This window comes from Patescibacteria group bacterium, from assembly GCA_028710985.1.
GTDB lineage: Bacteria > Patescibacteriota > Patescibacteriia > JAHJFT01 > JAHJFT01 > JAQTTB01.
Genome location: JAQTTB010000004.1, coordinates 1 through 26,029, shown reverse-complemented (window position 1 = coordinate 26,029; position 26,029 = coordinate 1). Strand labels below are relative to the sequence as shown.

Sequence of the window (26,029 nt, the reverse complement as noted above, 5' to 3'; positions counted from 1 at the left end):
TGTAATGATTGAATCAAACTCTTCGGACTCCTTGCTAAAATGCTCCTTAATCTGTTTGGTTCTCTCACTATCATTACACATCGCGATTTTATCTCCTCTTGTTTTAAATTATACCACTTTTCTCCTGTTTCTCTATATCTTTTAGGAAAGCTGGGTCAAAGCGTGTTTTCTTTCCATTATGGACGGGCGGTCAAATTCAACGAGGGGACGACCTCTTTGTATACAGCCCAGGATGAATTTGAGAGGTTTACTAATCCGCTCACGGGTCAGTGAGAGGATTCAGAGCGGGTGAGAAACACCCTCTCTGTGCAATTTTGTGCCCAATATGGCTTTATTTGTTCAGAAATGGCTACCCTGTGCATTTCAGAGAGGGTTTCTCTTTCCACTCACCGCTCCCAGAAGCGTATCCCCATCAGACTGACTCATTAACGGCGAATTATAGGATGATTTTTTGAGAATTCTTCCTGTCCATATAATCCCTATAACGGCTGAGCATATATCTGTTATCAACCTTCCCCAAAACACCCCGTAAATACCGAATAATTTTGCACCGAAATACGCTAAGGGAATCATCAAGACAATTACGCGAATCGTATTTAATAAGGCCGAAGAAAGCGGCCGATGGATGCCTATCATGCAAAAACCGGCATACCTATGCACTTCCAAAAACCCGTAGCCAAAACATGTAATGTAGATATATCGGGTTAAGATATTGATGATTTCGGGATCGGACGAAAAAAGCCTGCCAAGCGGACGCGCGATAAATAAAAAAGCCACCGCAATAATAAAGCCGAAGATCAACGCGAACAACATAGCGCCTTTCCGCACGGCCTTAATCCGGTCAAAGCGCTGCGCGCCGTAATTCTGGGAAACAAATGGAACCAACGACATACCCACAGTCATAGGAATCATAAAAGCGAACATTTCGATGCGGCTGGCAACCCCGATAGCGGCAACCGCAGCTTTACCGAAACCGGAAACTATCTTAATAACGACCGCGGCAGAAATGGGAGTTAAAACAGAGCTTAACGTGGTCGGTATCCCGATATGCAGGATACGCCGCCACGATGATAAAATCCTTAACCGCGTGTGTGAAGCGAAAATGATTAAGTGGTATCTTTGATGTATAAAGTAGAACGCGGCCAATAATACAAGCACTTCGGAAATCACAGTCGCCAGAGCCGCTCCTCGTATCCCCATTTTCGGAAATCCCAGTAATCCAAAGATCATTATGGGATCGAGGATAAAATTAAGCACGGTTCCGCCAACCATTAAGAGACTTACAGCCTTGGTATTACCCGTGCCGATAATGATATCGGCGAACATCATCTGAACAACCCTGAATGCCAATCCTAGATACCAAATCCACATATATTGCTGTGTGAGGACAAGCACCTCTCCTGTCGCGCCCAACCGCGCAAAAAGCGGCCTTATCGTCAAAAGACCGGCCACCGTAAGACACAAAGCCAGGCTCGAAGATAAAAAAGCGGCATGTGTCGTAATGCGTGCTGCGGTTTGCTGTTTTTCCCGGCCAAGAGCGTGCGCAACTACCGTCATAGCACCAGTCCCCAGCCCTCGCATAATAAACATCAAAAGCATAACAACCGGAAAGGTAAACGACATCGCGGCCAAAGCATTGGTGCCCAGTCGTGAAACAAACCATGTATCGACTAAATTATACGCGTTCATGGCGAATGTTCCGGCCAACATCGGAACAGCCATGCGCAGCACCGTCTTAAAAACACCGTCCTTTATCAAAAGGGGTTTAACCACTGTTTATCCTCAAAAATCTACTCTTTAATTTTTATTAAGCATGGACTTCTATTTTGGCTTTTTGGCTATTACCACGCCAAAACATTTATAATGCAAAGTTCTTTTGATGGTTGACCTGCCCCCATTAGTTGTACCATTTCTTAAGACAGCGCAACCGCGTTTTCCGGCCACTTTGGTCCAATAGCTTCCGGAGCGGGCGGCCGGTAATTAAGCGAGCTATGCGGCCTTTTGGTATTATATTCCACCCTCCAGCGTTCCACAAGGACTTTTGCCTCGAATAAGGTATTGAAGATCTCGCGGTTTAACAGTTCATCACGCAGTTTGCCGTTGAACGATTCTATATAGCCGTTCTCCCAGGGGCTGCCCGGCTCGATGTAGAGGGTCTTGACACCCAGGGCATTCAACCATCTCCTTAATTCTCTCGATACGAACTCGGGGCCGTTATCGGAGCGTATGTATCCCGGAATACCGCGCAATAAAAACAGGTCCGCAAGACGTTCTATGAGTTCGGCAGTCTTTATCTTCCTGGCCACCCCTATGGCCAGGCGGATAAAGACAGTTGACGTCATAGAGCAGCTGGCGGATCTGTTCATATTGCGTGGCATCCCGGAGCACCTCTCTCCTGGCAGTTCTTATATAATGGCTTTCCTTTGCATGAAAATATCCGAAATATGGGAGATATTTTCACTATATAGCCGCCATTATATAAGAGAGGAATTGGCCTATTTTGGCGATAAAATGGCTTAATTCAGAGAGTCTTTTAAAACAGCTTGTGATGCGGAAACTTTCGATCAGCGACCAAAATCCGCAATGCCCTAAGTCTTTAACACCGCGCCAGTTAAAAAGGCCTACGATCTACATTCAGATCATAGGCCTTAAGCTCTCCCGTTATCCGGAGAGAACGGAATTATTGGGGTTCCTCTCCTATTAGCCGAGGGGAAACCTCTCTTATTTAGCTGGCTTTATTATAGGGGGAATATCTTACTATATCAAGGGGTTTTGGGGATCAGAGAGGGATTTCCTCGCGAAATTTGTCCGTTTTGTCCGGTATTATTTGGCTTGAAATTGCGTAACTATTTAATAAATAAGCCATTACGCTTTGTCCACTACACAGAGGAGGACATTTGCCCATCTGGATTTTAAACCTTAATCCCAAATACCATCCCGCGATTATCAAAGAATCAAATTAAGTATTAATCCGACCAGTAACGCAACCGCAATCATGATAGATGTGCTTTTAAGTGTATCCTTTATTCCCAATTCCCTGATTAAAACTATATAAGTAGCAATACAGGGAAAATATACAGCTAAAATTGTAGAACCGACTACCAGCTGTTTAGTGGTTAAATTAAGCGGCCCAAGCATACCTACAGCAACGTCTTTCCTTAAAAACCCGACTATTAAAGCGGAGATGGCTTCTTTGGGAAGCCCCCATAGCCCGGTTAAAACCGGGGTAAAAATATAAGCCAAGAAATCTATAATCTTTAGAGTATAAAGTATATTAACAAGAAGCACGCCTAAAAGCACAAAAGGCAAGGCTTCCCTTAAAAAACCGGATAAACGCATCCAAAGTTTCTTAATCACCGCTTGAATTTGAGGTATCCGATAAGGAGGAATTTCTACCAATATCTCCGGGCTCACTCCTTTTAAAACCCTATTTAAAATTAAACCCTTGATGACCAGTAGAACAAAGAGAGTGAAGAATACGATCGCTACGTATTTGTCCCCTCTTTGCCCCACCAACCCTACAATCATCGCGATTTGCGCCATACAGGGAACGCCAACTGCCATTAAAGTAATAGCTATAAATTTCTCGCGCCTTTCCTCTAAAATCCGAGTTGCTAAGATACCGGGAACTTTACAGCCTAAACCTAAAATAAAAGGAATTATCGCGTATCCGTGCAGGCCCAAATAATGCATAAAATTATCTGCCAAAACCGCCAAGCGAGGAAGATATCCTAAATCTTCCAATAACCCTAATATAAGGTAAAAACTAAATACGTAAGGCAGCACCATGGCAATAGGAACATAGAGGCCTGTGGTTAAAAGCCCAAAAGATTGGCTAAAATCTATCTTCCCTTCTATAAAATTACCGATAAGAATATGATGTAAAAAACTTCCCTCAACCAAAAAGGCGCTTAATTTCATCAACAAGGGCAACCATAGCTTTGTAAACAAAGGCTCAAATATATGCCCGATTAGATTCTCTCCGATAAAACGAACCACCCAAAAAGAACAATATATAATACCCAAGGCAATCGGCAGGCCTGTGAGCGGCTTAATACTCAAATCTTCTAGTCTTTCTAGGAAAGTGTGGTGACGGTGGGTTAATTTTTGGACTTCTTCCACAATTTTCCCTATTTTTTCCCATTTCTGGCTATCAGAAGAAACAGGTAAATCTCTCGCCTTTGTTTCTGGCAAGCGATCGATCAGTTCTTTAATGCCCTCTCCGGTTAAGGCGCAAGTAGGGATTACTGGCACTCCCAATTGTTCTTCTAATTTTTTAACATCAACATAAATTCCACGGTGCTTAGTATCATCCCACATATTCAAAGCTACAATAAGCGGCATACCTTTTTCTAAGAGTTGCAGGGTTAGATGAAGATTTCTCTCTAAATTTGTGGCATCAATAATATTAATCACTAAGCCGCCTTCTTTTAACATCCGGCAAGCCACGTCTTCGGCTTTACAAGTCGGCTCTAAAGTATATGTTCCCGGCACATCCATAATCATCATCCCTTCTCCGCCAAGTTTCATTTGGCCTTGGGTAAATTCAACAGTGGTTCCGGGATAATTAGAAATTATTACTTTGGCTCCTGTAAGCCTGGAGAATATGGCACTTTTACCAACGTTAGGATTGCCCACCAATAAGATCTTTTCTATCTTCATCTTTTGACTTCCACTAAAATTCTTCTGGCCATACCAAAACCAACGGCAATCCGCGTATTATCTACCTCTACCGTCTGGGGACCACGCCAAAAATGAGAACTTACCTTAGTTATCCTCTTTTCCGGCCTCATTCCCATACTTTGTAATTTTCTTACGAAGCCTTGGCCGCCCTGAATCTCTTTCACTGTGCCAGTTTCTCCTGGCTGCATTTGGGTTAAATCTACAAGCATTATCTTAAATCACCTTTCTAATTTTTGATGGGCAATGCAAAAAGGACAAATCCTGCCAAACTTTTTCATCCCTTTTGCGAATTTGGAATCAGGGAATCTTCTAGCAATAATACATAGCGGGCAGATATCACATACAAAAGCAAGCAATCTTATAAATAACCTCATCTCTTTTCTCCTGAAATTACCACAAAACCGCCTTTACCAAAACCTTTGCGAGGTTTCTCTATCGAATTTATGCTTTTGGGAAACTTAAATACCGTTTGATAATATGAGAACTTATTGAATCCCGCCTTTTCAAGCAAGGCCGTGGTCTCCCTGACGCTAAAAATATTCGCATGCTTGTAAAATGCACTCTTTTTTCTCCGGTAATATTTACCCAGGAAGCTATCCTTATCGATTATAGCCAGGACAACCTTGCCCTTTTCATTCAACACCCTTTGCGCCTCCCTTAAAACTTTTAACGGGTTTTTGACAAAACATATGGTAATAACAATGGCTACATAATCAAACGTTTCATCCCAAAACGGCAAATCCTCGCCGAAGCCCCATCGCACAATTACACCTCTCTCAGCGGCGATCTTTATCATATTATGAGAGGGGTCAATTCCCATCGCGATATCTAACGGCGCGGCAAATCTTCCGGTCCCGACCCCGATCTCCAACCCCCTGCCGGCTTTGGGCAGCACTTTCTTTAGCGCCTCAAGTTCCGATAAATAGGCAAACCTGTTTTTATCATACCAGTCATCATATCTCTTATAATAGCGGTCGAAAATTGCGCTCATAAATCCAAATCCCCAAATAAGCCGTCATAAAAGCGCCTGAGGTGCTCATAATATTCATTATCCATAGCATTTATCCTGACGTCCTTTTCTCTAAAAGAATACCTGTACCCCGCGCAATACGTCAAAAGGATATCCTTGGAACGATTTATTTTCTTTGCCATCTCTTCGTTTTCCCGCTTATTCTCATCCTTGCAGCGGTCGGGGTGATATTTCAAGGATAACTTACGGTAAGCGTCTTTTATCTCTTCCAAAGTAACCCTTTCACCCAAGCCCAGTATTCTTCTTGCCTCGTCGATCTTAGTAAAGTCTGCCATCTTTTAATCCTATTTTTATTTCCGGATAAACGCTAACTTTGCACGTGATAAAATTCGATATAAAGCAATTCTTTACGGTAAGTTCTATAAGCTCGTTTGCTTTTCCGATCTGGCCGCTTGAAGCAACAGCTATCTGGGGCCATATTTTAATTTCAGTAAACATAAGTTTATCTTCAACTTTTTCGACAACCCAGTCGGCCTCACTTTCATAACTCAAGAATTCAAAGCCGTCTTTTTTAGCAAAATCCACAAAGGCATCTTTTATAAAACCTTCTATCGAAGCCACGAACAATTCCTCCGGCGTCCACATACCTTCGTGTTTCTTAGATTCCGGGGATGCGACTATTTCAACCGTCTGCTTATCAAATGAACATAGGAATACTTTCTTTTCTTCATTCCAAGTTACAACTATTTTATGGGTAAATCTTTTATTGCCCTTCGTTATACCTTCCATTTATTGCCTCCTTATTTCATAAAACCTTCTTCTAATATCCAAAAGAAAATAAAATAATCCCCAACCCCAGACCTATAAAAAGGTTGAATAATTTTATCAGCAATGAATCTTTTATCGTATACGATAAAAGCGGCAACATCCCGTGCCCATCCTGAACAATAGAACTAGTTAAAAGAACTGAAAAAGGTACGAAGCCTTTTACAAACATTATCACAAATATAAGATGCGGTCCGGATTCAGGAATTAATCCTGATATCGCTGCGATCAAAAGTATCCAAAACATATGCTCTTTTACGAATATTTCCAAATTCCAGAATCTTAAACCAATATCTACCACAAAAAGTATCCCGAAGGTCCACAAAAATATCCTCCATAGATGCCTTTTGGCGATATGCTCCCAGATATGCTCTTCCAAGTAGTGCTCGGGCACAGTAATTACTATGAATCCGGCTAAACTGATAAGAGATAAAAATGTAATTCTTTGCCAATTCCACTCCTGAGGACCGATTACCCCTGAAATAATCGTAGTGAAAGTGCTTAATAATAAAGCAAGAATTAAAAATCTTACAAAAGATATACTTCTAAAATGCCCTAAGATTTCCTTGAAATTTAAACACCGGCATTCGTCTTGGAGATGAATTTCTGAAAGCTGGCATTTCTGAGCGGGCTTTATTTTCAAGAAAATAACGGCTTTGTCTATAAACCAAGCCCCAACTATTCCCAAAATAAAAAGCACAACATGAATAATAAATGCCTGTTTAGGAATCATTGCAAACATAATGTACGATTCATCTCCGGCTGTAGCGATCATACACCCGGCCAGTGCCCCAAAGCTTATAAGGCCATGTACATAAAAGGAGACGCACATAAATGCTCCTAAGCAGCCGGGTGTTGCGCCTAAAAATGCGGCTATGAGGTATTGCCTGAAAAATCCCCCTTTAATAAGGCTATTCATCCTGCCTTTTGTCAGAACGCTCAGATAATCAATGAACATCATCATAATAAAAACAAAGACGGTTACTATCAAACCCTGTTTTAAATTATTCGTTAAAATTTCCATATTTATTCTCTTATATCTCGAGAATCTGCCCTACTTTTATTTCGATGAAATTTTTTTGATACGCCTCTTTAAATAACTTTACAGCGTTTTCACCTGTGCAATGAGTCGGCGCGATCCTTTCCGCGCCCAGATCCTTAAATTCTTTCACGATCGGCTTGATAGTTTTCTTATGCTTGCCCATCAAATGAAATCCGCCCATGACAAGATAAATCTTCCCGGAAATGTTTTGTTTTACATTTTCTATCATTTTTATAATACCCGGATGGGCACAGCCCGTAAGTATAGTCAAACCTTTTCGTGTCCTTAAAACCAAACCTTGCTCCGGCATATATCTAAAAGCATACCTGCCCGGAATCTCTCCGGTGGAATAAATACTGTCCTGTATCCTGGTAAATTTATCAACTTCGATTAAGCGGCTTTCATAAGATTTAACTTTATTCTTGAACCTTTTACTAAAATTAGGGCAGGCATAGACCTTAACTTTGGGGTTACATTTTAATATCGCCCGTAATCCTCCGACATGATCCCAATGGTCGTGAGAAATCACCACTGCCTCGATTCCCGCCACATTCACTCCCAAAGTCTTCATATTTTCAAGAAGCCATTGTCCTTTTTCGCCTGTATCGAACAAAATTCTATCATCCACTAAAAAAGAAACACCCCAACCGGTATAAACTTTCCTCTTGCCCGTAAGGGTGGGGTAAAGAGCCTTATCTAAGGCGTTCTTATCAAAAAGAATTTTTATCTGCATTTTTAATATCCCGCCTCTGCTTATGCAATCTCAGTTTAAACTTCTCCAGCAGATTCAGATAATCTACGATCAATCTCCCTTTTAAATGGTCTACTTCATGCTGCAAGACTCTGGCTAAAAGCCCCGCTGCTTTGATCTCCACGGCTTGGCCTTTTTCATTTAATCCGCTAATAATAATCTTATATGGTCTCTCTATGTAAACAGCTATACCAGGGATGCTTAAACAGCCCTCTTCCGTCTTATCCGATCCTTTTGCTTTTAGAATTACGGGATTGGCCAACTGAATCGCACCTTCTCCGATATCCGCCACTATCAAATTCCTGGCGATTCCTAATTGCGGCGCGGCTAAACCGATTCCCGCAAAATGCCGCATTGTAAAAAGCATCTCTTCGAAATTCTTTAATTCCCTATCCGTGACCTTTTCTACGTTAAGGCACTTTTTTCTTAAAATGCCATCCGGATATTTTTTAATTTCTAAGGGTTCCATTTTTCTTGCTTTCTATTAATACCCTCTTTCCGAGAGCCTTGATGATAGAATTGGCAACCTTTTCTCCTGAAAGAAACATCCCTCCGAATATAGGTCCCATTCGATGCCCGCCAAACACGGCATTAACCGCCATTCCTGCTACATAGAGCCCGGGAAAGATCTCCTTTGAATTTTGCACTACCTCCTTCTCTCCCAGATCAGCGTTCAGGGACCTTTCGCGCAAGGGATATTTTTCCACACCGCCCAATTTGCCCTTCAACTTTTCGATCAATGTCCTGCTCACGGCGTGTTCATGCCCGGTAGCGTCGACGACGTATCTTGCCTCGACAGTCAGTGGATCGACATGAAAACCGGCTATTTCAACGGCCGTCCAATTTACAACCAATCCGCTCACTCTGCCCGACCTTACAACTACATCTTCAGCGCTCATAAAATTAAATACCCTGACTCCTTCCCTGCACACGGCCGCAGCGATGGCGGAAACGGCCTCCGGCGCGTCTGCTACCAAATAATGCTTTTCTTTTATCTTGTATCTTATGCTAAATTCGTCAAGCATCCTCCTGGCGTCCTCCTCAACCACTATACTGTTGAACATCATGCCTCCACCCCACATCCCGCCGCCAAGGCTTCCTTTCCTCTCAAACAAGGCTACTTTTATCCCGCGCTTAGCCAGGATATAGCCGCAGATCAATCCTGAGGGGCCTCCTCCTACGATAGCTACCTCACATGAAAGGCTATCCCTGAGTTTCTCATAAAATGAATCCATTATTATCCTGGATATCTTCTTTTCCTCGAGTACCATTTTTCCTCCCGTTACACTTTACCCCTTCTTTTTAAAGTTTCATCATTGCTGATCGGCTTGACTTTTTTCTTTTTGCTGTCGTAGACGCTTATGATCTTCACGTCATTACCACACTCGCGGATAAATAAACGCCTTATTGCATCTAGATCCTTTTTTGGTAACGGTTTTACTCGGCACCGCCTCAGGGGAGTGTTGATCTGGATCTCGTCCGGATTGATTTCCGAGGCGATCCGCGCGATCCCAACGGCATACTTTTTGTTTTTTTCCGTAAACATGGCCTGCAATGCCAGCCTTCCTTTGTAATATTTCCTGAAATCTTTTATTCCTTTAATAATATCTCCGAATCCTACGGTCTTTATCGGCCTATTCATCTCTTTAAGTCCGTTCTGGGAAGAAGCATCGAGCTTGGCAACAACGAAGTCTGCCAGTAACAGGTCTTTTTGCACATCTTTCCTTCCCATCAGGGATGAATTCGTTATGACCGCTATCTTCTCGCCACTTATCCTTTTTACCATCTTTATCATCTGTCCCAGGTTCTTTGCCAGGGTGGGCTCCCCGGCCCCGGAGAAAGTTATATAATCTATCTTCAAGGGCGGCAGCGACTTTAGTTCCCTTATTATTTTTTCAGCGGAAACAAAAGTCTTTCTCTTGTCGGTCAAGAAACTCGTCTTCCCGATCTGGCAGTAAAGGCAGTCAAACGTACAAACTTTGCCTTTATATGAAATCGGGTCTATCCCTAAAGACCTTCCCAGCCGCCATGAAGGAACCGGACCATAAATATAGTTAAATTCGCGCTTTGACATAATCGCCTTTTTTAAAAATACAAATCCCGCTCGCCTTTAGAGATGCGTTCATAATAGTCGCGAAGCGGCAGATACATAAGGGGGTATTTCGTTTTTACTTCGTTTAACTCGGAATCGATCACTCTCGTCCCTGATTGGCGCGTCTTTTCGCTCGCAAAATCGTCAAGCCATTCACGGAACGTAAGGATCGCATTCAACTTGCAAAATACGCCTTCTTTCCCGCTTTTCAAAAGATCCATGATCTTCTTGCCCGTCCTGCCGCAACGGTATCCCGCGGTGCAAAACGACACTATCTGTCCCCTAGCCGCAAACTCGCCTATCACTTCATCCAATGTCCTTGTATCCCCAAGCGTAAACTGCTGGTTGCTTTCCACTTGGGCGCCGTGGTTTTCGCTGTAACCGCCTATGCTTATGCACGAGGAAGCATCTGTCTGCGTACATCCAAGCGGAATTACAGAACGGCGTATCGTTTCGGGTTCACGGGCGGTAATGATCATTCCCGTGTAAGGTATAGCAAGCCGTATCACCGTAACTAGCCTTTTGAAATTAATGTCGTTCACGCGGTATGAAGTATCCTGCACGTAAGGGGCATTCGATGCCGGTTCGATACGGGGAAAAGACACGGTATGCGGGCCTATCCCAAAACGCCCTTCAAGTTCCCTGGCATGGCATAATAAACCCATTACTTCAAACCGCCAATCGTATAATCCGAACAAAGCCCCTATGCCCACGTCATCGATACCGGCTTCAAACGCGCGGTGCATGCAATAAAGCCTCCAACGATAATCGGCTTTTACGGTGCCCCGCGGATGTACTTTTGAATACATTTTATGATTATACGTCTCTTGAAAGACCTGATATGTCCCTATTCCGGCACCGCGCAATAAACGCAAGTCCTCAATATTCATGGGCGAGGCGTTTACATTCACCCGCCGTATTTGGCCATAACCTCTATGCGTTTTTACTTTAACAGAATAAATGGTACGCAGCGTATCTACAATATAATCTGCATCCGATAGCGGATGTTCGCCATAAACCGCGATAATACGCTTATGCCCGATCTTACCGGCAAGGACCTCAGTCTCGGTGCGAATTTCATCCAGCGAAAGCAGCTTCCGGTTAATCAGGCCGTTTTCTCTGCGGAAACCGCAATAAAGGCAGCTATTGACACAAAAACTGCCCGTATAGAACGGCGCAAATGTCACTATCCTGTTATCATACACTTTCTTTTTAACCTGCGCTCCCGCTTCCTCCATCGCTCCCATAAGCTGAGGGTCTTCGACATTAAGCAAGGCCGCTGTTTCATCAAGCGTAAGGGTCTTTATTGACAAGGATTTCGCAAGAATGTCTTTTATCCTGTTTTTGTCGGGATTACGATTTTCCTTGAGCTTCATATCTATGGCACCATCATCTATGAAGTCAATGCCTTTCTTTAAATAGCGGTCGATCTCCTCCTGTTTTATTCGGTCCTTCACCCATTGCTGGATATCTAAATTGTCTTTTTCTTTCAACTTCATTTCAGGAAATCCTCTATGCTCTTCACTATCTTCATGAATGCGCCGGCAGCTTTGGAATTCCGGCCAAAAAAGACAAAAGGTTTTCCCTCATCAGCCATTTCAACCAATGCCCCATCCAGCGGCACCCTGCCTAAAAACGGCACTCCGAGCTCGGCGGCCGCCTTTTCCCCTCCGCCGCGTTTAAATATATCTATCTCATGATTGCAATGCGGACAGGTAAAACCGCTCATATTCTCGATCACACCCAACACCGGTATTTTTAGTTCCTTGGCAAATTTGATGGTCTTCCGCGCGTCCATCACAGCCACTTGCTGAGGAGTCGTAACGATAACCGCTCCGCTAACATTGGGAATAAGCTGACAGGCGCTAAGCGGTTCATCCCCTGTCCCGGGCGGGGAGTCTATGATCAAATAGTCCAGGTCTCCCCAGTTCACGTCGGCTAAGAACTGCCTTATAACCATCGTTTTCATGGGTCCCCGCCAGATGATCGGCCGGTCTGGATCATGTCCGATCAACGCAATACTCACGGCCTTAAGCCTTTCCGATACCTTTACCGGATTGATCCCGGATTCGTGACCGCATAAAGAATAATCTTCGATGCCGAGCATCTTGGCGATATTCGGACCGTGGATATCTATATCCAAGATCCCGATGTTCTTGCCGGATAACGACAAGGTGTAGGCGAGGTTCACTGCGACAGATGTCTTGCCAACACCGCCCTTGCCGCTCATGACAATAATAGCGTGTTTAACTTTTGCCATCTTTTCTTTAAGCCGCTTCTCTTGCTCCCCAAGCTCTTTTTCATCAACATTGTGCATAAAAGTTTTCCTTTTATTGTCTCAATAAATAATCCGCAATTGCCCTATATAGAGTACTTACCGCTAAAATAGAGCAATGCAGGTGGTCTCCCGGTAGATCTTTTAGGTTCCTTATGACCTCGTCTGCCGAAATCGACAACGCTTCATCAATAGTCCTACCATAAGCCAAATGTGCGGCCGTTTCCGCGCAGTCTTTTGTCGCATCGCAGCCTTGAGTAAAATATTTTATCTCGGTAATTACGCTATCTTCGATAACCAGGTAGAATTCCATCTCGTCTCCGCAGGGGCCTTTAAGGTATGCGGAGCTAGTCGGATCATTCATTCTGCCGAAGAATTTATAGGCGCTGATATGTTTATACATAGGCGCGCTCCGCGCTATAATCGGACCTCGGAACACTCCGTGCGGAAACCGGTAATCGCGTCTCGCCGATAAACGCAGTAAAATTACCCATCTTCACCCGCTTTTCGCTCTTCTCATTCGATATAAGATATTGTTTTCCCAAATCTAAATCCTTGATACGGCCCGGATCCTGCGCATAGGCTGAAACAAAATCAATGCCCTTGCGCGTCAAAACAAATACCGGGATCTGTTTGGAAAGCTGCATTATCGCCGAAGGCCCGATCGTCCGGCGGATATCAAGGGAGGCGCAACCCCACACAAGATCAGCATAATCGCGCATAATGGCTATTTTATCTTCAGTGATCCCCGTAGTACACACTACCAATGAAATGATCCTTACACCCTTTTCTTTTTCTAATAAACGCAGTCCCTTTAAATCCCCGGCTGAATAGCCGCTTACGGTCACGGCGATGGTTTTGTATCCTGCTTTTATCGCCTCCTGAACGCCGCGGGCTTGATCGATCAAGGCGTTATTAAAGATCACGCGGCAATCAAATTCCTTAAGCTTTTCAACTATTCCTTCAATAGGGGAAGTAAGTAATAAGTTGTTCATGCGGCCGCCTATGCCCTGAACAACTTCCGGCGTGTCTGTAATGACGGTCCCCGCTCCTTCGCAAACAACAACCGCCACGTCTATCTCTCCCCTTTTTAACGCGAACATGAGCATCTCGGACGCGCCGTATGGTATTGAAAGACCGCCGTATGATAGTTTTCTATCATCGGTGAAAAAACCGTAAGTCTTTATTTTTGTCTCAATCGCGCTTTTTATCGCCTGCTTAACGGCTACTTTATCCTGCCCATTTATACTTCTAAAATCTTTATACAAATATCTTGCCAAAGGACAAAACGTAAGCGTTGGCTCAGTAATATTGATGACTTTCCCATTCGAAATGCTCACGAACGAAGAAAAATATCTTAAAACATGAATATCCCGTTTATTTGAAATATTCATATTTTAATTTTGAAGTTTTTCCCAAACTTCCTTAATTTCATCCTTAACCGGCGTATCCTTATATTCCATGATAGTCTTACCCTCTACCATGGCTTCTACCACCGTTTTATCAAACCTGACTTTGCCGATTAATGAAATCCCGTTTTTTGCGCAATGCTCTTCTATCTTTCCAGACATATCCGGATTTAAATCGTATTTGTTAATTACTAACCGCGAGGGAACCTTAAAATACTTTGTCACCTCTATAACCCTTAACGCATCATGCAGGCCGGATAACGTAGGCTCCGTTACTACTACAGCGCAATCAATACCGGAAAGCGAGGCAATAACAGGGCAACCTATACCCGGAGCGCCGTCAATAATTACCCAATCGCAATTATTCTTCTCTGCCAGTTCTTTTGACTGCTTTCTTACCAACGAAACCAATTTCCCGGAATTTTCCTCGGCAATCCCAAGTTTGGCATGCACCATAGGACCGAACCGGGTATCGGAGATAAACCATTCTCCTGATATACTTTCTTTCATTATTATGGCTTGTGCCGGGCAGATATGACTGCAAAAAGCGCATCCTTCGCAGGACATGGAATCAACTGTGAAATCATCGGTTATCGCCTTAAATCGGCAAACATCGATGCACCGACCGCATTTCTGGCATAATTCCTTGTTTATTACGGCGGTTTTACCGCTTCTAAATTCATGGCGCTCTTTTATGGCCGGTTGCAGTAATAAATGCAAATCGGCGGCGTCAACGTCGCAGTCTGCCATAACTTTATTCTTTGCTAAAGCGGCAAACGCGCCAGTAATTACGGTCTTGCCTGTGCCACCCTTACCGCTGATAACAACTATTTGCCTCATATGATCTTATCCTCGTTATATCTTTCCGTATACATCCTGAGCGGCCAAAATAATAGGATACATAGTAGGCGCGCTGGTTAAATAAGGATGAGTCGCTATTTGCAAAGTTTCTAATTCAGTGCAAGACATGCGTTTCTGGATAGCGATACCTATAACATTGATCATCTGCGCGCAAGACATCCCGCAGCTTACCTGGCCTCCCAAAATAATACCCGACTGCTTGGAAAAGATTAATTTTATCTTTCCCTTGCAAGCCCCCGGTAAAGTTGCAGGATGCTTATCAACTCCGTCTATACTGCCAACAACAATTTCAAATCCTTCATCCCGGGCAGTTTTTTCAGTAAGCCCGGCCGACCCCAGAACCAATCCGTCAATGTACGTTGAATATATCGCGATAGTCCCTTTATTCTCGCGGATTACCTTAATCTGATAAAGATTGGCGCCCGCTATTCTTGCTTCAGCAGTCGCGGTAGAGGCTAACATTACAGGAATTGCCTTGCGGGTATAAAAGTCTCTTTTACAGGAACAATCTCCGATCGCGAAAATATCCGGATCGTTTGATGCGCGCATATATTCATCGGTTAAAATACCCGTACAAGACCCAAGCTCTAATCCCGCATCTACAGCCAGTTTTACATTCGGCTTTGAACCTACGCCGAGGATAACCCCTTCTACTGGAATTTCTTTACCGCCGTTAAACCGCACTCTTTCAACCTTACCTTGACCGGTTATTTCTTCTACCAGGGTATTAGTTAAGACATTAACCCCTTTTTCCTTTAAACGTGCTTCGGCCATCTGTGAAAATTCAGGATCAAACGAATTTGCCAATAAATGCGGCAGCATCTCTACTAAAGTAACCTTTATTCCTTTTAATTTAGAAAGCTCATCGGCAAACTCAACACCGATAAAACCACCTCCGATGACCAAAACATTTTTACAACGTTTAATTTGATTTATAACATCCTTTAAATACCCCATTTCTTTATTTATCGGATATACCCCTTGCTTATCCACCCCTTTTATAGGTAAAATTAGGGGGGTTGAGCCGATCGCTAAAACTAATTTTTCATAAAAATACTTGGTTTTACTGGCTGTTTCTACTATCTTATCCTTACGGTTTACGCTTAGTGCGGCATCAACCACAACCTCAATATTATTCTTTTCCAAAGACGCCATCCCTAATTTATTCTCATCGGGGCTGTTTAAACTGGCAAACATATATGGGATGCCGCAAGGAATAACTCCGTCGGCGATATCTTTCATTACAGTAATACTTTTATTGGGATAGTATTTTCTGGCGGTCATGGCACACGCCACGCCAGCGGGGCCAGCTCCGATTACAAGAACATCGACCTTTTTTACCATCTTTCACTCCTTTTCTGCCAATTCCATAAATACACATTCATTTTCTAAAATATCCTTCTGCTTCTGCATAAACTAATTCATCTATTAATATTTTTGCGTTAGCTTTATAAAAGTGCCCTTCTCTCATTTTAATGTCGCTTCCTTTCACTAATATATCTTTATTAATTAGAATCGGTCTCCTGAAACATATTTTCAATTTTGCTGTTTTCAATTCAAGGTTATATTTCATTTTAAAAAGGTGTATCATGCAGGAATCCAGAATAGCGCTGATAATTCCACCTTGCAGTATGCCATCATAACCCTGAAAATGTTTTGTCAGCTTTGCTTTGCCTGTAATAATTTCGTTATCAAGCAGGGTGAATCTTAATCTAAGTCCATATTTAGATTTAATCCCGCACGCAAAACAATTTTTATGGAAGTTTTCTGTTTTCATCTATGATTTTGTGCGCATTTCTTAGGCATAAATATGATTTATTTGCGCAGGATTCCTTTGCGCCCTCGCATAAAAGCCCGGAGGTTGTCTCTTCGGCCAATTCCATATAGTAGCCGATTTCATTTAAGCGCGCGCCTTTTAAGTATGACAGACCGGCCACCAGGGCGGGAGAGGCCTTACTGGCCAGGCCGCAATAATCTGATAATCTCTCCTTCTTCTGGGTCAGGTATATGACGGTCAAGATGGAAAACAGAAGCCCGGGTAAAATTTTATCCCTTTGTTTTTTGTAGAGTTGATAAAAAGGCAGGGATAAAAATATACCATGGTTTCCTGAGCCGACTATGGTCAATATCTTTATATGTTCACCGCTCATTCTCTTTTTGACAAGTTCATACACAATGTCCGCAATATTACACTGCTTTATATTTCCAAGCGCCATTCCGTTTCCCAACATAAATTCTTTGGCAATTCTTTCAAGCTCTTTACTTCTTTTATTTACGATATCGTAGATTTCTTTTACATTTTTTATTCTATGAACTATCTGCGGCTTTTTACGGTAGAGTGCTTTCCCCTCCAGAAGCACTTTTTCCAGGTTATCATGTCTATCGCGTATGACACTTTTATATAAACCATCGGGAGTTTTTAACTCCGCCCGGATATATATACCCTTTCTATTTAGTACAATAATTTTTAACCAACTTCTTTTTCTTAAAAGTAATTTTGATTTTAATAACTGCTCTTTTGTAATCCCTGAAAAGACATTCAGGGAAATACTTTTGCTGACAATACCAAGCGCCGAAGCCGGATAAATGCCCCGTTCACATATGCCTGGTATTCCAGCCGATTCTGCATTCCTATAAACTTTTTTGCTTAAATACAATTTTGCTTTTATCTTGTTTGGCTTTATTTCTTTGCCATAAAAATGCGAGATGGAGGAAAAAGCAAAAGCGATCGCTGCCGGTTCTGTACATCCAACAACTTCAGTAATTTCACTTTTAACCAATTCGATTATTTTTCTCATAAATTCAAATTTTACTTACCAAATTAAACATATTCCGGAAATTTTTCGTATATTCTTTCTTTCCTGAAACTAACGAAATACCCTTTGAATACAAAACCGCAATTTCTCTATCAAAAGGTATTCGCATTAATACGGGGATTTTGTTCTTACTGCAATATAATTCCACCTTATCATCTCCAAGATCAGAGCGGTTTATCACTACTCCAAAGGGAATATTCAATTTTCTTAACACTTCTACCGCCAGAATCAGGTCATTTAAACCAAAAGGCGTGGGCTCGGTAACTAATATGCAAAAATCACTGCCCTTAACTGAAGCGACCACAGGGCAAGACGTGCCCGGAGGGGCGTCAATAATCACAGTTTTTGTAGGATTGATATGCTCTTTAACCTGGCGGATAAGAGGCGGGGACATTGCTTCGCCAATGTTAAGTTTGCCGTGAATAAACTGGATGCCCTGGGCCTCTCCGATTTCAATTACGCCAATTTCTCTATTTACTTCTTTTATTGCCTTCTCGGGGCAAAGAGCGCTACAAGCGCCGCAGCCATGGCATAGATGTGGAAATATTAAAACGCTGCCCTTTTTCCCGCCGCTCCCCGGTAATACCGCGATGGCGTGATACGCGCAAACCTCCCGGCATTTACCACAATAAGTGCATTTTTCTTCATCAACCTCAGGCACGGGAATACAGGCCGGCTTCTTTGCCTTTATTTGGGGCTTCAGAAATATATGTGCGTTGGGCTCCTCAACGTCGCAGTCGAGGAACTGGACATTTTCTAAGGACAGGGCAAGATTGACCGCAACTGTAGTCTTGCCTGTTCCGCCTTTTCCGCTTGCAATTGAAATAATCATGCCCTAAACACTGCCTCTCTCGGCAACAAGAACACACTGATAAACGCTCTTTGTCTTCTTGACTGAAAAACCTTTTTTTATCAAATACGATTCCGCGTCCGGCAAACTTACCTGCCCAACCTCATGCGTATTACCTTCAAGGCCGTGGATTTTATCCACAACCTTGAAACCTTCTTCCGTAAAATCGGCTAATACGACCTTGCCTTTGGGGGAAAGTATCCGGATGATTTCGTCTATTACTTGATAGGCATTGCGCAGATGGTGCAGGACGTTTACAGAAAATATTACGTCAAAACTACCGTCAGCGAAACTTGTACGTTCACCATTTTCGATCCTGAAATCAACCAATTTCTCAAAACCAAAATACGCAATATTTAGTTTTGCGAAACGCTGTTCCTCCTCTGATATATCAAAGGTAACAAACGAATACCCGTCCTTAGCCAAAGCGAGCGCAAAATGCCCTTTTCCCGTTCCGGCTTCAAGGATTTTACCCAAGAAAGGTTTTGCCTGCTCTAAGATAAAATCCCTTTCCTTGTCTACATCGTAGCCGAAACCTTGGTGAAGCTTCTTTCTTTCAAGATATGTTTTATGATTCTCAAGAACTTCTTTATCCATGATTTAATTCTTATTCTCTTACCATCCTCGCTCCACACTTAGGGCAATTCGTCGAGGAGCAAGGCGTGCCTGCCTGATGGGAAATCTTTGCGCCACAGGCAGGACAAATACAATTTCCTCCCGAGCCTGCACCCTGACGATTTCCGCTGCCTCTACCCATGCCTCTTCCCATTCCTGGGCCTTGGCCTAAAGGGCCAGTTCCATCACCTCTTGGCATATTAATCACCCCCCTAATCGTGCTCTTTAAACGCCTTGTCTTGGACAAGGTCATTCTTCCTGATCCATTCAATAAGCATTGCCGCGTGCTCTTTTTCCTCGTTCATATTGTGCGCGAGTAGTTTCTTGAGCGATTCGTCAGTGGTAGCGTCTATTCTCTCCTGATAAAAATCTATCGCTTCAAGTTCTTCTCGCAGGGATTTTCTTGCTCTTTCCAAATCAACATGCTTAGGATCCATCTTTTCTAACGGTTCAAAGAATGGCATTTTCCTCTCCTCCTTTATTAGCTGTTCTTCCCCGGCATACCGAATTTTGAACCCACGCTTGGAGCATCCGCGGGTTTATATTTCCCGTTTTTATAACCGTCTATCGCCTCCCTTACCGTTCCGGAAACTCCGGTAAATATGCTGATCCCCGCGGCTGATAATACCTGATGCGCATTGGGTCCGACGTTTCCGGTAAGCACAGCTTTAACTTGCTTAGAAGCAACCAGCTGCGCGGATTGGATACCTGCGCCTCCCATGGCTTCATTATTCGGATTTGATATAGCTTCGAATTTCAATGTATCGGTGTCAGCAATGATGAAATACTGGCACCTGCCGAATCTCGGATCTACCTTAGAATCCAAATTTCCGCCTTCTGAAGTAATGCATATTTTCATGATCTAAAACCTCCGATTAATGCTCGCAATCCTCTTTGTGCGGATGGTCGCATTCTGTTTTATCTAATCCATAGCCCTTCCCGACTCCCGGCTTGCAGAGGCTTTCGCCCCCTTTGAGCGTGCCTCCGGCCAGAGATTTTATTACGTCCTCCACAGGTCCGCTTACACCCACTATCGGCTCTATGTTGAATTCCCTGAAAAATTGGTCGGCGCGCATCCCCATGCCTCCGGCTACAATACAATTTACCCCCATTTCATGCAGAAATTTCGGTATAAAACCTGGTTGATGTCCGGGATTAGGGACAACCTCCTTTCCTGTCACTTTTCCGTCTTTGATATCGACGATTGTGAAAAAGGGGCATCTACCGAAGTGCGCGCTTACATTATTCGCTTCTGTCGAGATCGCAACCCGCATTGTTCCTCCTTATGAGATGGGAAGGGCCAAACAACACGGCCCCTCCCACCCGTGCTTTTTATCGTTTACTTCTTTTCCAGCAAAGCCAAGCGTTTTTGGATATCTTCCAGTTCCGCTTTAAGCTGGCCGAACTCCGAAGATCCCACCGTGTCCCTCTGCCAACCCGTAAGGCCGGTTGTGTAATATTGGTTGCGACGGCCTCTTCCGCCGCGGCCTAAAAACCTCCCTGCAGGCCAAGCGGTTCCGGATGCGGGAACCACGCAATAACCCCTACCTCCACCCGTCATAGGCCCTTCTCCCCTTGGTCCTGTTCCGTCAAAACCTGGCATAGCTACCACCTTCCTTTCTGTTAATGGAAATCATTTTCATTATAAGAGAAAAAAATATAACTCTTATCTTTTACCATTACATCGCTCACATAAACCGTAAAACTGTATGAGGTGATTGGTGATCTTAAAGTTGTATTTCTTGGAGAGGCCGTTCTCCGTTTGCTTGAGAAGCTCTACTTCCTCATTGATAAAATCAGTATAGTCAATTACCTTGTTACAATTTGTACAGACCAAATGGTGGTGGTGATGGGCGCCCTTCGGCCCCTCTGCTAATTCATAGCGCGCCCTTCCATCCCCGAAATCAAGCTTATATACCATACCGAGATCAGACAACACGTCTAATGTCCTATAAATCGTGGTAAGCCCAACGTTAGGATACTTGGGATGAATCTTCATATATATATCTTCGGCGCTCAAGTGGCCTTCTGATTTAGATAGGATATCAAGGATGGCCTCCCTGCCCGCAGTAAGCCTGTATCCGCATCCCCTGAATTTCCCATGCCACCATCCCTGCTCGTGAAAATTGCCTCTTGACATACTCCTCCTTAGTGATAATGATTTCCATTTCTAAATATACAGTATAACATTATTCTTGTCAAGCTTTATTATTTAGAAGCATCTCTGCGAAATAACTAAGCCCGACTTGCAATCTTTTACTTTTCTGTTACAATTCTAAAAACTATATCAAGTTCAAATTGTAATTCGCTTTTCCTAAAATTATCCGGGAACGGCAAAAATGGGCTCGCCCTCTTAACTGCATCCATAGCCTCTGTATCGAGTTCATCTATTCCCGATGAACCCAGAAGCCGGACATCTTTGATCTCCCCGGAAGACAGGAGTTTGAAAGAAATCCTCGTCGCGCCTTCGCGCCCAAGCCGCAGCGCCCAGCGAGGATACCTTTTTTCCCGCTGAATTTTTTGTTTAACGCTGTCTTGATAACGTAAAATAGATTCTTTAATTACATCTTTGCTTTTTATAATATCTTGCATCGGTTGTTCTTCCTTGACAGGCTCTTCGATCTTTTTTTCCTGGGCCACCCGGTATTTCTCCGGAAGATATTCCGGTTTCTCAGTTCTTAACTCCACTTCGATAGGCTTTTTGACCTCCGCATTCTTGATCCTGACCGCATCGGAACTTATCAGCCAAGAATGGAGCGCGCAAGATAAAATAAAACTCGCATATAAAGGATTAATTCTTCCCATCGTCAGTCTGTGTGGCTATAATCAAATTCTGGGCTTCGGCTTGCTTGGCCGCATCCATAATCTTGACAGCCAAACCTAAATCCACCTTTTCATCGGCCTTTATGACCACCGCACGCGAACCTGATCTGCTTATTGATGCCTTCAGGTTCTCCGTTAAATTATCTAACTGGACCTTCTCATTATTCAAATATATCTCTCCATCTTTTTTGATAAAAATAATGTTCTTATCCTGTTTCTGGCTTGGCGCGTGTTTTGATTCCGGTAATTTGATATTGAACCCGCGGCTAGAGACAAAATGCGAGGAAAGAATAAAGAAAATAAGGAGCAAAAATACCATATCGATAAGAGGAGTCATATTTAAATCCGACTCCGGTTTTTTCCGCCTTTCAAAATCTAATTCCGTCATCATAGATCCCCTTATTTAATGAATATTAAACACATCTGAGGCGATATTCTTCATCTCAATCGCCCTATTATCAACTATCCCTTCAAAATAATGATAAAAAATAAGCGTGGGAATGGCTACGAACAAGCCGGCGGCAGTGGTCAAAAGCGCCTCCCAAATGCCTCCGGCCAGCACTGCGACTTCGGCGATCCCCCCGATCCTCTCGATCTTCATGAACGTCTGTATCATGCCCGTGACTGTCCCCGTAAGCCCGAGAAGGGTAGAAATATTCCCGATCACGGAAAGGACGCGCAGGCGCCTATCCGCCTGTTGGAGCTCTCTTGAGCCGGCCCGGCGAAAAATCTTTTGCTTTTCTTCAACCGGTTGGCTCATAACCTTTATCCCCACACATAAGAATCGCCCTAAAAAACTATTATCATTATCCGCTACGGCAGCTGCTTCCTCGGCTTTATTGCTTTTTAGTAAAAGATGCACCCGCTCGGACAAATTACCGCTTTTAGGCCGCGTTTTGCTGAAATAGTATAACCTCTCCAGAATAATGGTCAAAGATACGATCGAACATAAGGCAATCGGCCACATGAGAAACCCGCCCTTGATAAATAAACTATGCATCTTTTACTCCTCCGTTTTATTAGAAATTGTATGAAAGGCTTCCGTAAATAAACCTCCCAGGTTCATCGACTATCTTCACATTCGACCCACCCGGGTCTGTCGGATCGTACTCGTAGGAATTGGCAACCGCGTATCTCTTATCGAACATATTGTCGATACCGAAGTTTAAACCGAGCCCGTTAAGCAAAGACAGCTCCCCCTTCTTCTCCGCAAACTGATATCCCGCCCTGAAATTAAGCACGTCCCAGCCCTTAAGGGGCGTTTCTCCGGCGTCGCGGTCGACATCTTTGCTTCGCTCCGAGTGCACCCACTCATATACCGCGAAGAAACCGTGCTTGTCATAATTCAAGGCCAGCTTTGCCTTCAGCGGGCAGATTTCGGCAAGGTTTTTGTCGTTGTTATTTTCAGGTTGGGCGAGCTTCTTACCCCGCTGGTATGCCACTCCGCCTTCAAGGGCAAAACCATACGCCAGATCAAAAGCAGCGGTGGCATCTCCGCCTACTAAGTATGCGTCGATATTCGTGTATGTCCTGACGCCGTTTGATTTTTGCTCCTGGTAAATAAAATCGCTTAAATAGCTGTAGAATCCCTTTGCCCTGAACTTCAGGCGTTCCATAAATTTCGTTTCAAACCCGAGGTCGGTTTCAATATTGCGCGACGGCTTAAGATCGGGGTTGCCGTAATAGGCTGTCCCTTCCTGGACGTAGCGTTCCACGGTAGTAGGCGTACGGTTAGTCAAGCCTACGCCGCCGAACAAATTCGTGTCGTCCTTCAGGAAATACTTCAAGAATACGTTCGCGCTGGGAAAAACATCGGTCTGCGCGTTCTTGTCGGTCATCGCTTTACTGAACTTCAAGTCCTCCTGAGCCTTGGTGTAAAATGCATCCGCTCGTAATCCGGCTGTTACCGATAACTTCCCGATATCCCGCTCGGTTTTTAAATAAGCGCCAAAATCAAGTTCGTCAACATCCGGAAAGAGCTCACCGTTTACTATCTTTCCCGTATCTCTGTCTATAATATCGCCATACCAATTACGATAATAAAAATCGGCTCCATACGTTAACAGCCCTATACCTGAGGCGGCTTTATTTTCAATTTGAGTCCCCGCAATATAAGAAACCGCCTCGATCCTTCTCTTGTTGATCACGCCGGGGCCGGTCCTGTATTTCCCGTACGGGTAATGTTCGATGCGGTTGTAATAAGCTGAGATCCCGAGTTGTTCAGATATGGGGCTTAAATTGTCTATAGTATATTCGACCTTATTAAGATATGTCTTTTCTTTCTCCGTATCCATAGCGACGCGGGGAGTCAGGATATCGTGCGCTTCGCCATAGGAAGACGAAAAAGAAAGCTTTTGGCTGTCTGATGGCTTTATTAGCGCTTTGCCCCAAATATCATGCTTCTTAAATGCGTCGAGATCTTTCCCCTCGTCGTTATAATTCGGATTAAAACTGCTCAGCTTGTTACCCGCGCCGTCCTTGTATTGCCCGGACTCGGAATAATTATATCCTAAAAGGCCGTCTATTTTTTTGCTTCCCCCTGAAACGAACCCGCCTTGGCTCAAATACCCGAATGAGCCGAACTTGGAAAGGACCTCTCCGTGAAAACCTTCCCGGGGATCCTTCGTAATGACGTTAATGCTGCCGCCAAGAGCTCCGGGGACGCTTACATCGTAAGGACCTTCTTTGACTTCAATTTTCTGTATAGTCAATAAGTTGATGTGGGAAAGAGGCGGATCCTTGCGGCTTCCGCAGGAGCCTTCGATAAGCGTATCGTCCTGCGCAAAACGCAAATTGCTTTTTGTAAACCCTCTTAAACCCACCTCGTTCCCGTATCCGCTCTTGCGGACCATTGAGGCCTCGATCATCTCATCCGATAGGATCTCTGCGAGGTCAACGACCTTATGGGACTTGAGCGTCTTTTGGCTGATCTTCCTCTTCTCTTCTATGTTCAAAGCGGCATTATCTTCTTCATCATCCGAAACCACTACCTGTCCAAGATCAAAAACGGTTGTCTGGGCATACGCAGGAACCAGATAACTCATATGGACAGCTAATGATAGCGCAACCATAAATAATAATATTCTTTTAGAGAACATCTTGCTCTTCCTCCGGGATTATAATGAATAATAAGAGTTTAAATAGATTAGACGGCAGAAAGAAGGAGCTCTGGAGGCGCTCGGGAGATATTGGCGGGAAGTGAAAACTTGATTAATGGGTTGCGGGGTAAGGCGACGATTAAGTTTACAATGCGGAATATAACACGAAATACAGCCGCCGCAAATAACACAACCGCTGCGGCATAATGCAGCCAAAGGCAGATAGGGCAATCATGCCCATCATCACCATCATGATGTATGGCGTGCGAAAGCGGATGTAATATTGCTATTCCAAGGAAAATAGCAAAAACAAACAACAATAAAACAGACGCTTTCTTCCTCATTTGCACTTTGAGCACAATCCTTCTATTTGAAGCTGGTGTGCCTCAACTTTTGCGTTAAGCTTATTCTCAATAAATCGTGAAATCCCTTTAAAATTGCAGAATTCCACTTCCTCAACTTTTCTGCATTTACGGCAGGTGAAATGATGGTGGTGTTCATTAGGCAGGGTGCAAAGCGCATACCGCAGCTGGCGATCCTCTGATAAAGACTCTACCAGAATACCGGCATTCTTAAACTCGGCAAGTATCCTATATACGGTCGGAAACCCTATTGTCGAGAGTTTCTTCTTCAACTTAGTATGCACATCATACGGCGACATATGAGAACTACATCTCATGAAGACATCGATAACTGCCTTTCGCCTGGGGGTCACCTTTAAATGATTGTCCTTTAAAACTTGGAGATACGATTGCATGGTTCCCTCATAAATAGAAATGATTTCTATTTATACCGTAAACCATACTTTTTGTCAAGAGGTATCCCCTGTCAGGACCGGCAGAAATATTCCACAAGGGGACGACCTCTTTGTTTACGGCTCTTTGGATTTTTGAAAGGTGACTCTCGTGAGGACCCCCAG

General features: G+C 43.7%; 31 protein-coding genes and 1 pseudogene. All 32 read right to left on the bottom strand.

Annotated features, from left to right (window positions below; translation table 11 throughout):
• Positions 1-363: 363 nt before the first annotated feature.
• The gene (locus PHW53_04930; GenBank protein MDD4995775.1) at positions 364-1,758 is read right to left on the bottom strand and encodes an MATE family efflux transporter; all 1,395 of its coding nucleotides are present in this window, start codon (positions 1,756-1,758) and stop codon (positions 364-366) included.
• A gap of 155 nt (positions 1,759-1,913) precedes the next feature.
• Positions 1,914-2,318 (bottom strand): annotated as a pseudogene (locus PHW53_04925) (integrase core domain-containing protein).
• Positions 2,319-2,946: 628 nt separating this feature from the next.
• Positions 2,947-4,662, bottom strand: coding sequence for a ferrous iron transporter B (locus PHW53_04920; GenBank protein MDD4995774.1), 1,716 nt, complete (start codon positions 4,660-4,662; stop codon positions 2,947-2,949).
• Complete coding sequence (locus PHW53_04915) at positions 4,659-4,892, bottom strand: FeoA family protein (protein MDD4995773.1); 234 nt, start codon at positions 4,890-4,892, stop codon at positions 4,659-4,661. Before PHW53_04915 ends, PHW53_04920 begins: the two co-directional genes overlap by 4 nt.
• Positions 4,893-5,053: 161 nt before the next feature.
• Complete coding sequence (locus PHW53_04910; GenBank protein ID MDD4995772.1) at positions 5,054-5,674, bottom strand: class I SAM-dependent methyltransferase; 621 nt, start codon at positions 5,672-5,674, stop codon at positions 5,054-5,056.
• Entirely contained in the window at positions 5,671-5,988 is a 318-nt protein-coding gene (locus PHW53_04905) for a J domain-containing protein (GenBank protein MDD4995771.1), read from the bottom strand. The genes PHW53_04910 and PHW53_04905 overlap by 4 nt, the downstream gene beginning before the upstream one ends.
• On the bottom strand, positions 5,972-6,442 hold the full coding sequence (locus tag PHW53_04900; protein ID MDD4995770.1) for an OsmC family protein: 471 nt from the start codon (positions 6,440-6,442) through the stop codon (positions 5,972-5,974). Before PHW53_04900 ends, PHW53_04905 begins: the two co-directional genes overlap by 17 nt.
• Before the next feature lie 31 nt (positions 6,443-6,473).
• Entirely contained in the window at positions 6,474-7,502 is a 1,029-nt protein-coding gene (locus tag PHW53_04895; GenBank protein MDD4995769.1) for a putative manganese transporter, read from the bottom strand.
• Positions 7,503-7,512: 10 nt separating this feature from the next.
• Entirely contained in the window at positions 7,513-8,253 is a 741-nt protein-coding gene (locus PHW53_04890) for an MBL fold metallo-hydrolase (GenBank protein MDD4995768.1), read from the bottom strand.
• Complete coding sequence (def, locus tag PHW53_04885) at positions 8,231-8,740, bottom strand: peptide deformylase (GenBank protein ID MDD4995767.1); 510 nt, start codon at positions 8,738-8,740, stop codon at positions 8,231-8,233. Before def ends, PHW53_04890 begins: the two co-directional genes overlap by 23 nt.
• Positions 8,721-9,542 carry a sulfide-dependent adenosine diphosphate thiazole synthase gene (locus PHW53_04880; GenBank protein MDD4995766.1) on the bottom strand — a complete coding sequence of 274 codons (822 nt, stop codon included), beginning with the start codon at positions 9,540-9,542 and terminating at the stop codon, positions 8,721-8,723. The genes def and PHW53_04880 overlap by 20 nt, the downstream gene beginning before the upstream one ends.
• An 11-nt stretch (positions 9,543-9,553) precedes the next feature.
• Positions 9,554-10,345: a radical SAM protein gene (locus PHW53_04875; protein ID MDD4995765.1), complete on the bottom strand. Its 792-nt coding sequence runs from the start codon at positions 10,343-10,345 to the stop codon at positions 9,554-9,556.
• Positions 10,346-10,356: 11 nt separating this feature from the next.
• A complete protein-coding gene (gene hydG / locus PHW53_04870) occupies positions 10,357-11,862 on the bottom strand; it encodes a [FeFe] hydrogenase H-cluster radical SAM maturase HydG (protein MDD4995764.1) in 1,506 nt (501 codons plus the stop codon).
• Complete coding sequence (locus PHW53_04865) at positions 11,859-12,680, bottom strand: Mrp/NBP35 family ATP-binding protein (GenBank protein ID MDD4995763.1); 822 nt, start codon at positions 12,678-12,680, stop codon at positions 11,859-11,861. The genes hydG and PHW53_04865 overlap by 4 nt, the downstream gene beginning before the upstream one ends.
• 13 nt (positions 12,681-12,693) lie before the next feature.
• Positions 12,694-13,041 (bottom strand): iron-sulfur cluster assembly scaffold protein, encoded by a 348-nt coding sequence (locus tag PHW53_04860; protein ID MDD4995762.1) that lies wholly within the window; start codon positions 13,039-13,041, stop codon positions 12,694-12,696.
• Positions 13,034-14,032, bottom strand: coding sequence for a DUF2099 family protein (locus PHW53_04855; GenBank protein MDD4995761.1), 999 nt, complete (start codon positions 14,030-14,032; stop codon positions 13,034-13,036). The genes PHW53_04860 and PHW53_04855 overlap by 8 nt, the downstream gene beginning before the upstream one ends.
• Positions 14,033-14,035: 3 nt before the next feature.
• The gene (locus tag PHW53_04850; protein ID MDD4995760.1) at positions 14,036-14,887 is read right to left on the bottom strand and encodes a 4Fe-4S binding protein; all 852 of its coding nucleotides are present in this window, start codon (positions 14,885-14,887) and stop codon (positions 14,036-14,038) included.
• Between the two features lie 15 nt (positions 14,888-14,902).
• A complete protein-coding gene (locus PHW53_04845; GenBank protein ID MDD4995759.1) occupies positions 14,903-16,252 on the bottom strand; it encodes an FAD-dependent oxidoreductase in 1,350 nt (449 codons plus the stop codon).
• Positions 16,253-16,289: 37 nt separating this feature from the next.
• Entirely contained in the window at positions 16,290-16,685 is a 396-nt protein-coding gene (locus PHW53_04840; GenBank protein ID MDD4995758.1) for a hypothetical protein, read from the bottom strand.
• On the bottom strand, positions 16,663-17,706 hold the full coding sequence (locus tag PHW53_04835; protein MDD4995757.1) for an L-serine ammonia-lyase, iron-sulfur-dependent, subunit alpha: 1,044 nt from the start codon (positions 17,704-17,706) through the stop codon (positions 16,663-16,665). The genes PHW53_04840 and PHW53_04835 overlap by 23 nt, the downstream gene beginning before the upstream one ends.
• A 4-nt stretch (positions 17,707-17,710) precedes the next feature.
• Complete coding sequence (locus tag PHW53_04830) at positions 17,711-18,556, bottom strand: ATP-binding protein (GenBank protein MDD4995756.1); 846 nt, start codon at positions 18,554-18,556, stop codon at positions 17,711-17,713.
• 3 nt (positions 18,557-18,559) lie between these two features.
• Complete coding sequence (locus PHW53_04825) at positions 18,560-19,171, bottom strand: class I SAM-dependent methyltransferase (GenBank protein ID MDD4995755.1); 612 nt, start codon at positions 19,169-19,171, stop codon at positions 18,560-18,562.
• A gap of 230 nt (positions 19,172-19,401) precedes the next feature.
• Positions 19,402-19,653 carry a ferritin gene (locus PHW53_04820; protein MDD4995754.1) on the bottom strand — a complete coding sequence of 84 codons (252 nt, stop codon included), beginning with the start codon at positions 19,651-19,653 and terminating at the stop codon, positions 19,402-19,404.
• Positions 19,654-19,670: 17 nt separating this feature from the next.
• Positions 19,671-20,048 (bottom strand): NifB/NifX family molybdenum-iron cluster-binding protein, encoded by a 378-nt coding sequence (locus PHW53_04815; GenBank protein ID MDD4995753.1) that lies wholly within the window; start codon positions 20,046-20,048, stop codon positions 19,671-19,673.
• A gap of 16 nt (positions 20,049-20,064) precedes the next feature.
• On the bottom strand, positions 20,065-20,463 hold the full coding sequence (locus PHW53_04810; GenBank protein MDD4995752.1) for a NifB/NifX family molybdenum-iron cluster-binding protein: 399 nt from the start codon (positions 20,461-20,463) through the stop codon (positions 20,065-20,067).
• A gap of 65 nt (positions 20,464-20,528) precedes the next feature.
• Positions 20,529-20,792 carry a DUF5320 domain-containing protein gene (locus PHW53_04805; GenBank protein MDD4995751.1) on the bottom strand — a complete coding sequence of 88 codons (264 nt, stop codon included), beginning with the start codon at positions 20,790-20,792 and terminating at the stop codon, positions 20,529-20,531.
• Positions 20,793-20,855: 63 nt separating this feature from the next.
• Positions 20,856-21,329 carry a Fur family transcriptional regulator gene (locus PHW53_04800; GenBank protein ID MDD4995750.1) on the bottom strand — a complete coding sequence of 158 codons (474 nt, stop codon included), beginning with the start codon at positions 21,327-21,329 and terminating at the stop codon, positions 20,856-20,858.
• Positions 21,330-21,445: 116 nt separating this feature from the next.
• On the bottom strand, positions 21,446-21,994 hold the full coding sequence (locus PHW53_04795; protein MDD4995749.1) for an energy transducer TonB: 549 nt from the start codon (positions 21,992-21,994) through the stop codon (positions 21,446-21,448).
• Positions 21,981-22,400 carry a biopolymer transporter ExbD gene (locus tag PHW53_04790; GenBank protein ID MDD4995748.1) on the bottom strand — a complete coding sequence of 140 codons (420 nt, stop codon included), beginning with the start codon at positions 22,398-22,400 and terminating at the stop codon, positions 21,981-21,983. Before PHW53_04790 ends, PHW53_04795 begins: the two co-directional genes overlap by 14 nt.
• 15 nt (positions 22,401-22,415) lie before the next feature.
• Positions 22,416-22,979 carry a MotA/TolQ/ExbB proton channel family protein gene (locus tag PHW53_04785; GenBank protein MDD4995747.1) on the bottom strand — a complete coding sequence of 188 codons (564 nt, stop codon included), beginning with the start codon at positions 22,977-22,979 and terminating at the stop codon, positions 22,416-22,418.
• Positions 22,980-23,031: 52 nt separating this feature from the next.
• Entirely contained in the window at positions 23,032-25,056 is a 2,025-nt protein-coding gene (locus PHW53_04780; GenBank protein ID MDD4995746.1) for a TonB-dependent receptor, read from the bottom strand.
• A 101-nt stretch (positions 25,057-25,157) separates the two neighbouring features.
• Positions 25,158-25,469 (bottom strand): hypothetical protein, encoded by a 312-nt coding sequence (locus tag PHW53_04775; GenBank protein ID MDD4995745.1) that lies wholly within the window; start codon positions 25,467-25,469, stop codon positions 25,158-25,160.
• Between the last annotated feature and the right edge of the window lie 560 nt (positions 25,470-26,029).

What these genes read in the sequence shown, in the direction of transcription:
- PHW53_04780 (MDD4995746.1), bottom strand. Translation starts at nt 25,056, where the DNA reads ATGAGTTATCTGGTTCCTGCGTATGCCCAGACAACCGTTTTTGATCTT.
- PHW53_04850 (MDD4995760.1), bottom strand. Translation starts at nt 14,887, where the DNA reads ATGAGGCAAATAGTTGTTATCAGCGGTAAGGGTGGCACAGGCAAGACC.
- PHW53_04920 (MDD4995774.1), bottom strand. Translation starts at nt 4,662, where the DNA reads ATGAAGATAGAAAAGATCTTATTGGTGGGCAATCCTAACGTTGGTAAA.
- PHW53_04910 (MDD4995772.1), bottom strand. Translation starts at nt 5,674, where the DNA reads ATGAGCGCAATTTTCGACCGCTATTATAAGAGATATGATGACTGGTAT.
- PHW53_04855 (MDD4995761.1), bottom strand. Translation starts at nt 14,032, where the DNA reads ATGAATATTTCAAATAAACGGGATATTCATGTTTTAAGATATTTTTCT.
- PHW53_04890 (MDD4995768.1), bottom strand. Translation starts at nt 8,253, where the DNA reads ATGCAGATAAAAATTCTTTTTGATAAGAACGCCTTAGATAAGGCTCTT.
- PHW53_04905 (MDD4995771.1), bottom strand. Translation starts at nt 5,988, where the DNA reads ATGGCAGACTTTACTAAGATCGACGAGGCAAGAAGAATACTGGGCTTG.
- PHW53_04795 (MDD4995749.1), bottom strand. Translation starts at nt 21,994, where the DNA reads ATGGGAAGAATTAATCCTTTATATGCGAGTTTTATTTTATCTTGCGCG.
- PHW53_04785 (MDD4995747.1), bottom strand. Translation starts at nt 22,979, where the DNA reads ATGTGGCCGATTGCCTTATGTTCGATCGTATCTTTGACCATTATTCTG.
- PHW53_04815 (MDD4995753.1), bottom strand. Translation starts at nt 20,048, where the DNA reads ATGAAAATATGCATTACTTCAGAAGGCGGAAATTTGGATTCTAAGGTA.
- PHW53_04805 (MDD4995751.1), bottom strand. Translation starts at nt 20,792, where the DNA reads ATGCCAGGTTTTGACGGAACAGGACCAAGGGGAGAAGGGCCTATGACG.
- PHW53_04825 (MDD4995755.1), bottom strand. Translation starts at nt 19,171, where the DNA reads ATGGATAAAGAAGTTCTTGAGAATCATAAAACATATCTTGAAAGAAAG.
- PHW53_04900 (MDD4995770.1), bottom strand. Translation starts at nt 6,442, where the DNA reads ATGGAAGGTATAACGAAGGGCAATAAAAGATTTACCCATAAAATAGTT.
- PHW53_04865 (MDD4995763.1), bottom strand. Translation starts at nt 12,680, where the DNA reads ATGCACAATGTTGATGAAAAAGAGCTTGGGGAGCAAGAGAAGCGGCTT.
- PHW53_04915 (MDD4995773.1), bottom strand. Translation starts at nt 4,892, where the DNA reads ATGCTTGTAGATTTAACCCAAATGCAGCCAGGAGAAACTGGCACAGTG.
- PHW53_04830 (MDD4995756.1), bottom strand. Translation starts at nt 18,556, where the DNA reads ATGATTATTTCAATTGCAAGCGGAAAAGGCGGAACAGGCAAGACTACA.
- PHW53_04790 (MDD4995748.1), bottom strand. Translation starts at nt 22,400, where the DNA reads ATGACGGAATTAGATTTTGAAAGGCGGAAAAAACCGGAGTCGGATTTA.
- PHW53_04860 (MDD4995762.1), bottom strand. Translation starts at nt 13,041, where the DNA reads ATGTATAAACATATCAGCGCCTATAAATTCTTCGGCAGAATGAATGAT.
- PHW53_04880 (MDD4995766.1), bottom strand. Translation starts at nt 9,542, where the DNA reads ATGGTACTCGAGGAAAAGAAGATATCCAGGATAATAATGGATTCATTT.
- PHW53_04895 (MDD4995769.1), bottom strand. Translation starts at nt 7,502, where the DNA reads ATGGAAATTTTAACGAATAATTTAAAACAGGGTTTGATAGTAACCGTC.
- PHW53_04875 (MDD4995765.1), bottom strand. Translation starts at nt 10,345, where the DNA reads ATGTCAAAGCGCGAATTTAACTATATTTATGGTCCGGTTCCTTCATGG.
- def (MDD4995767.1), bottom strand. Translation starts at nt 8,740, where the DNA reads ATGGAACCCTTAGAAATTAAAAAATATCCGGATGGCATTTTAAGAAAA.
- PHW53_04845 (MDD4995759.1), bottom strand. Translation starts at nt 16,252, where the DNA reads ATGGTAAAAAAGGTCGATGTTCTTGTAATCGGAGCTGGCCCCGCTGGC.
- PHW53_04820 (MDD4995754.1), bottom strand. Translation starts at nt 19,653, where the DNA reads ATGCCATTCTTTGAACCGTTAGAAAAGATGGATCCTAAGCATGTTGAT.
- PHW53_04800 (MDD4995750.1), bottom strand. Translation starts at nt 21,329, where the DNA reads ATGTCAAGAGGCAATTTTCACGAGCAGGGATGGTGGCATGGGAAATTC.
- hydG (MDD4995764.1), bottom strand. Translation starts at nt 11,862, where the DNA reads ATGAAGTTGAAAGAAAAAGACAATTTAGATATCCAGCAATGGGTGAAG.
- PHW53_04810 (MDD4995752.1), bottom strand. Translation starts at nt 20,463, where the DNA reads ATGCGGGTTGCGATCTCGACAGAAGCGAATAATGTAAGCGCGCACTTC.
- PHW53_04835 (MDD4995757.1), bottom strand. Translation starts at nt 17,706, where the DNA reads ATGAGAAAAATAATCGAATTGGTTAAAAGTGAAATTACTGAAGTTGTT.
- PHW53_04840 (MDD4995758.1), bottom strand. Translation starts at nt 16,685, where the DNA reads ATGAAAACAGAAAACTTCCATAAAAATTGTTTTGCGTGCGGGATTAAA.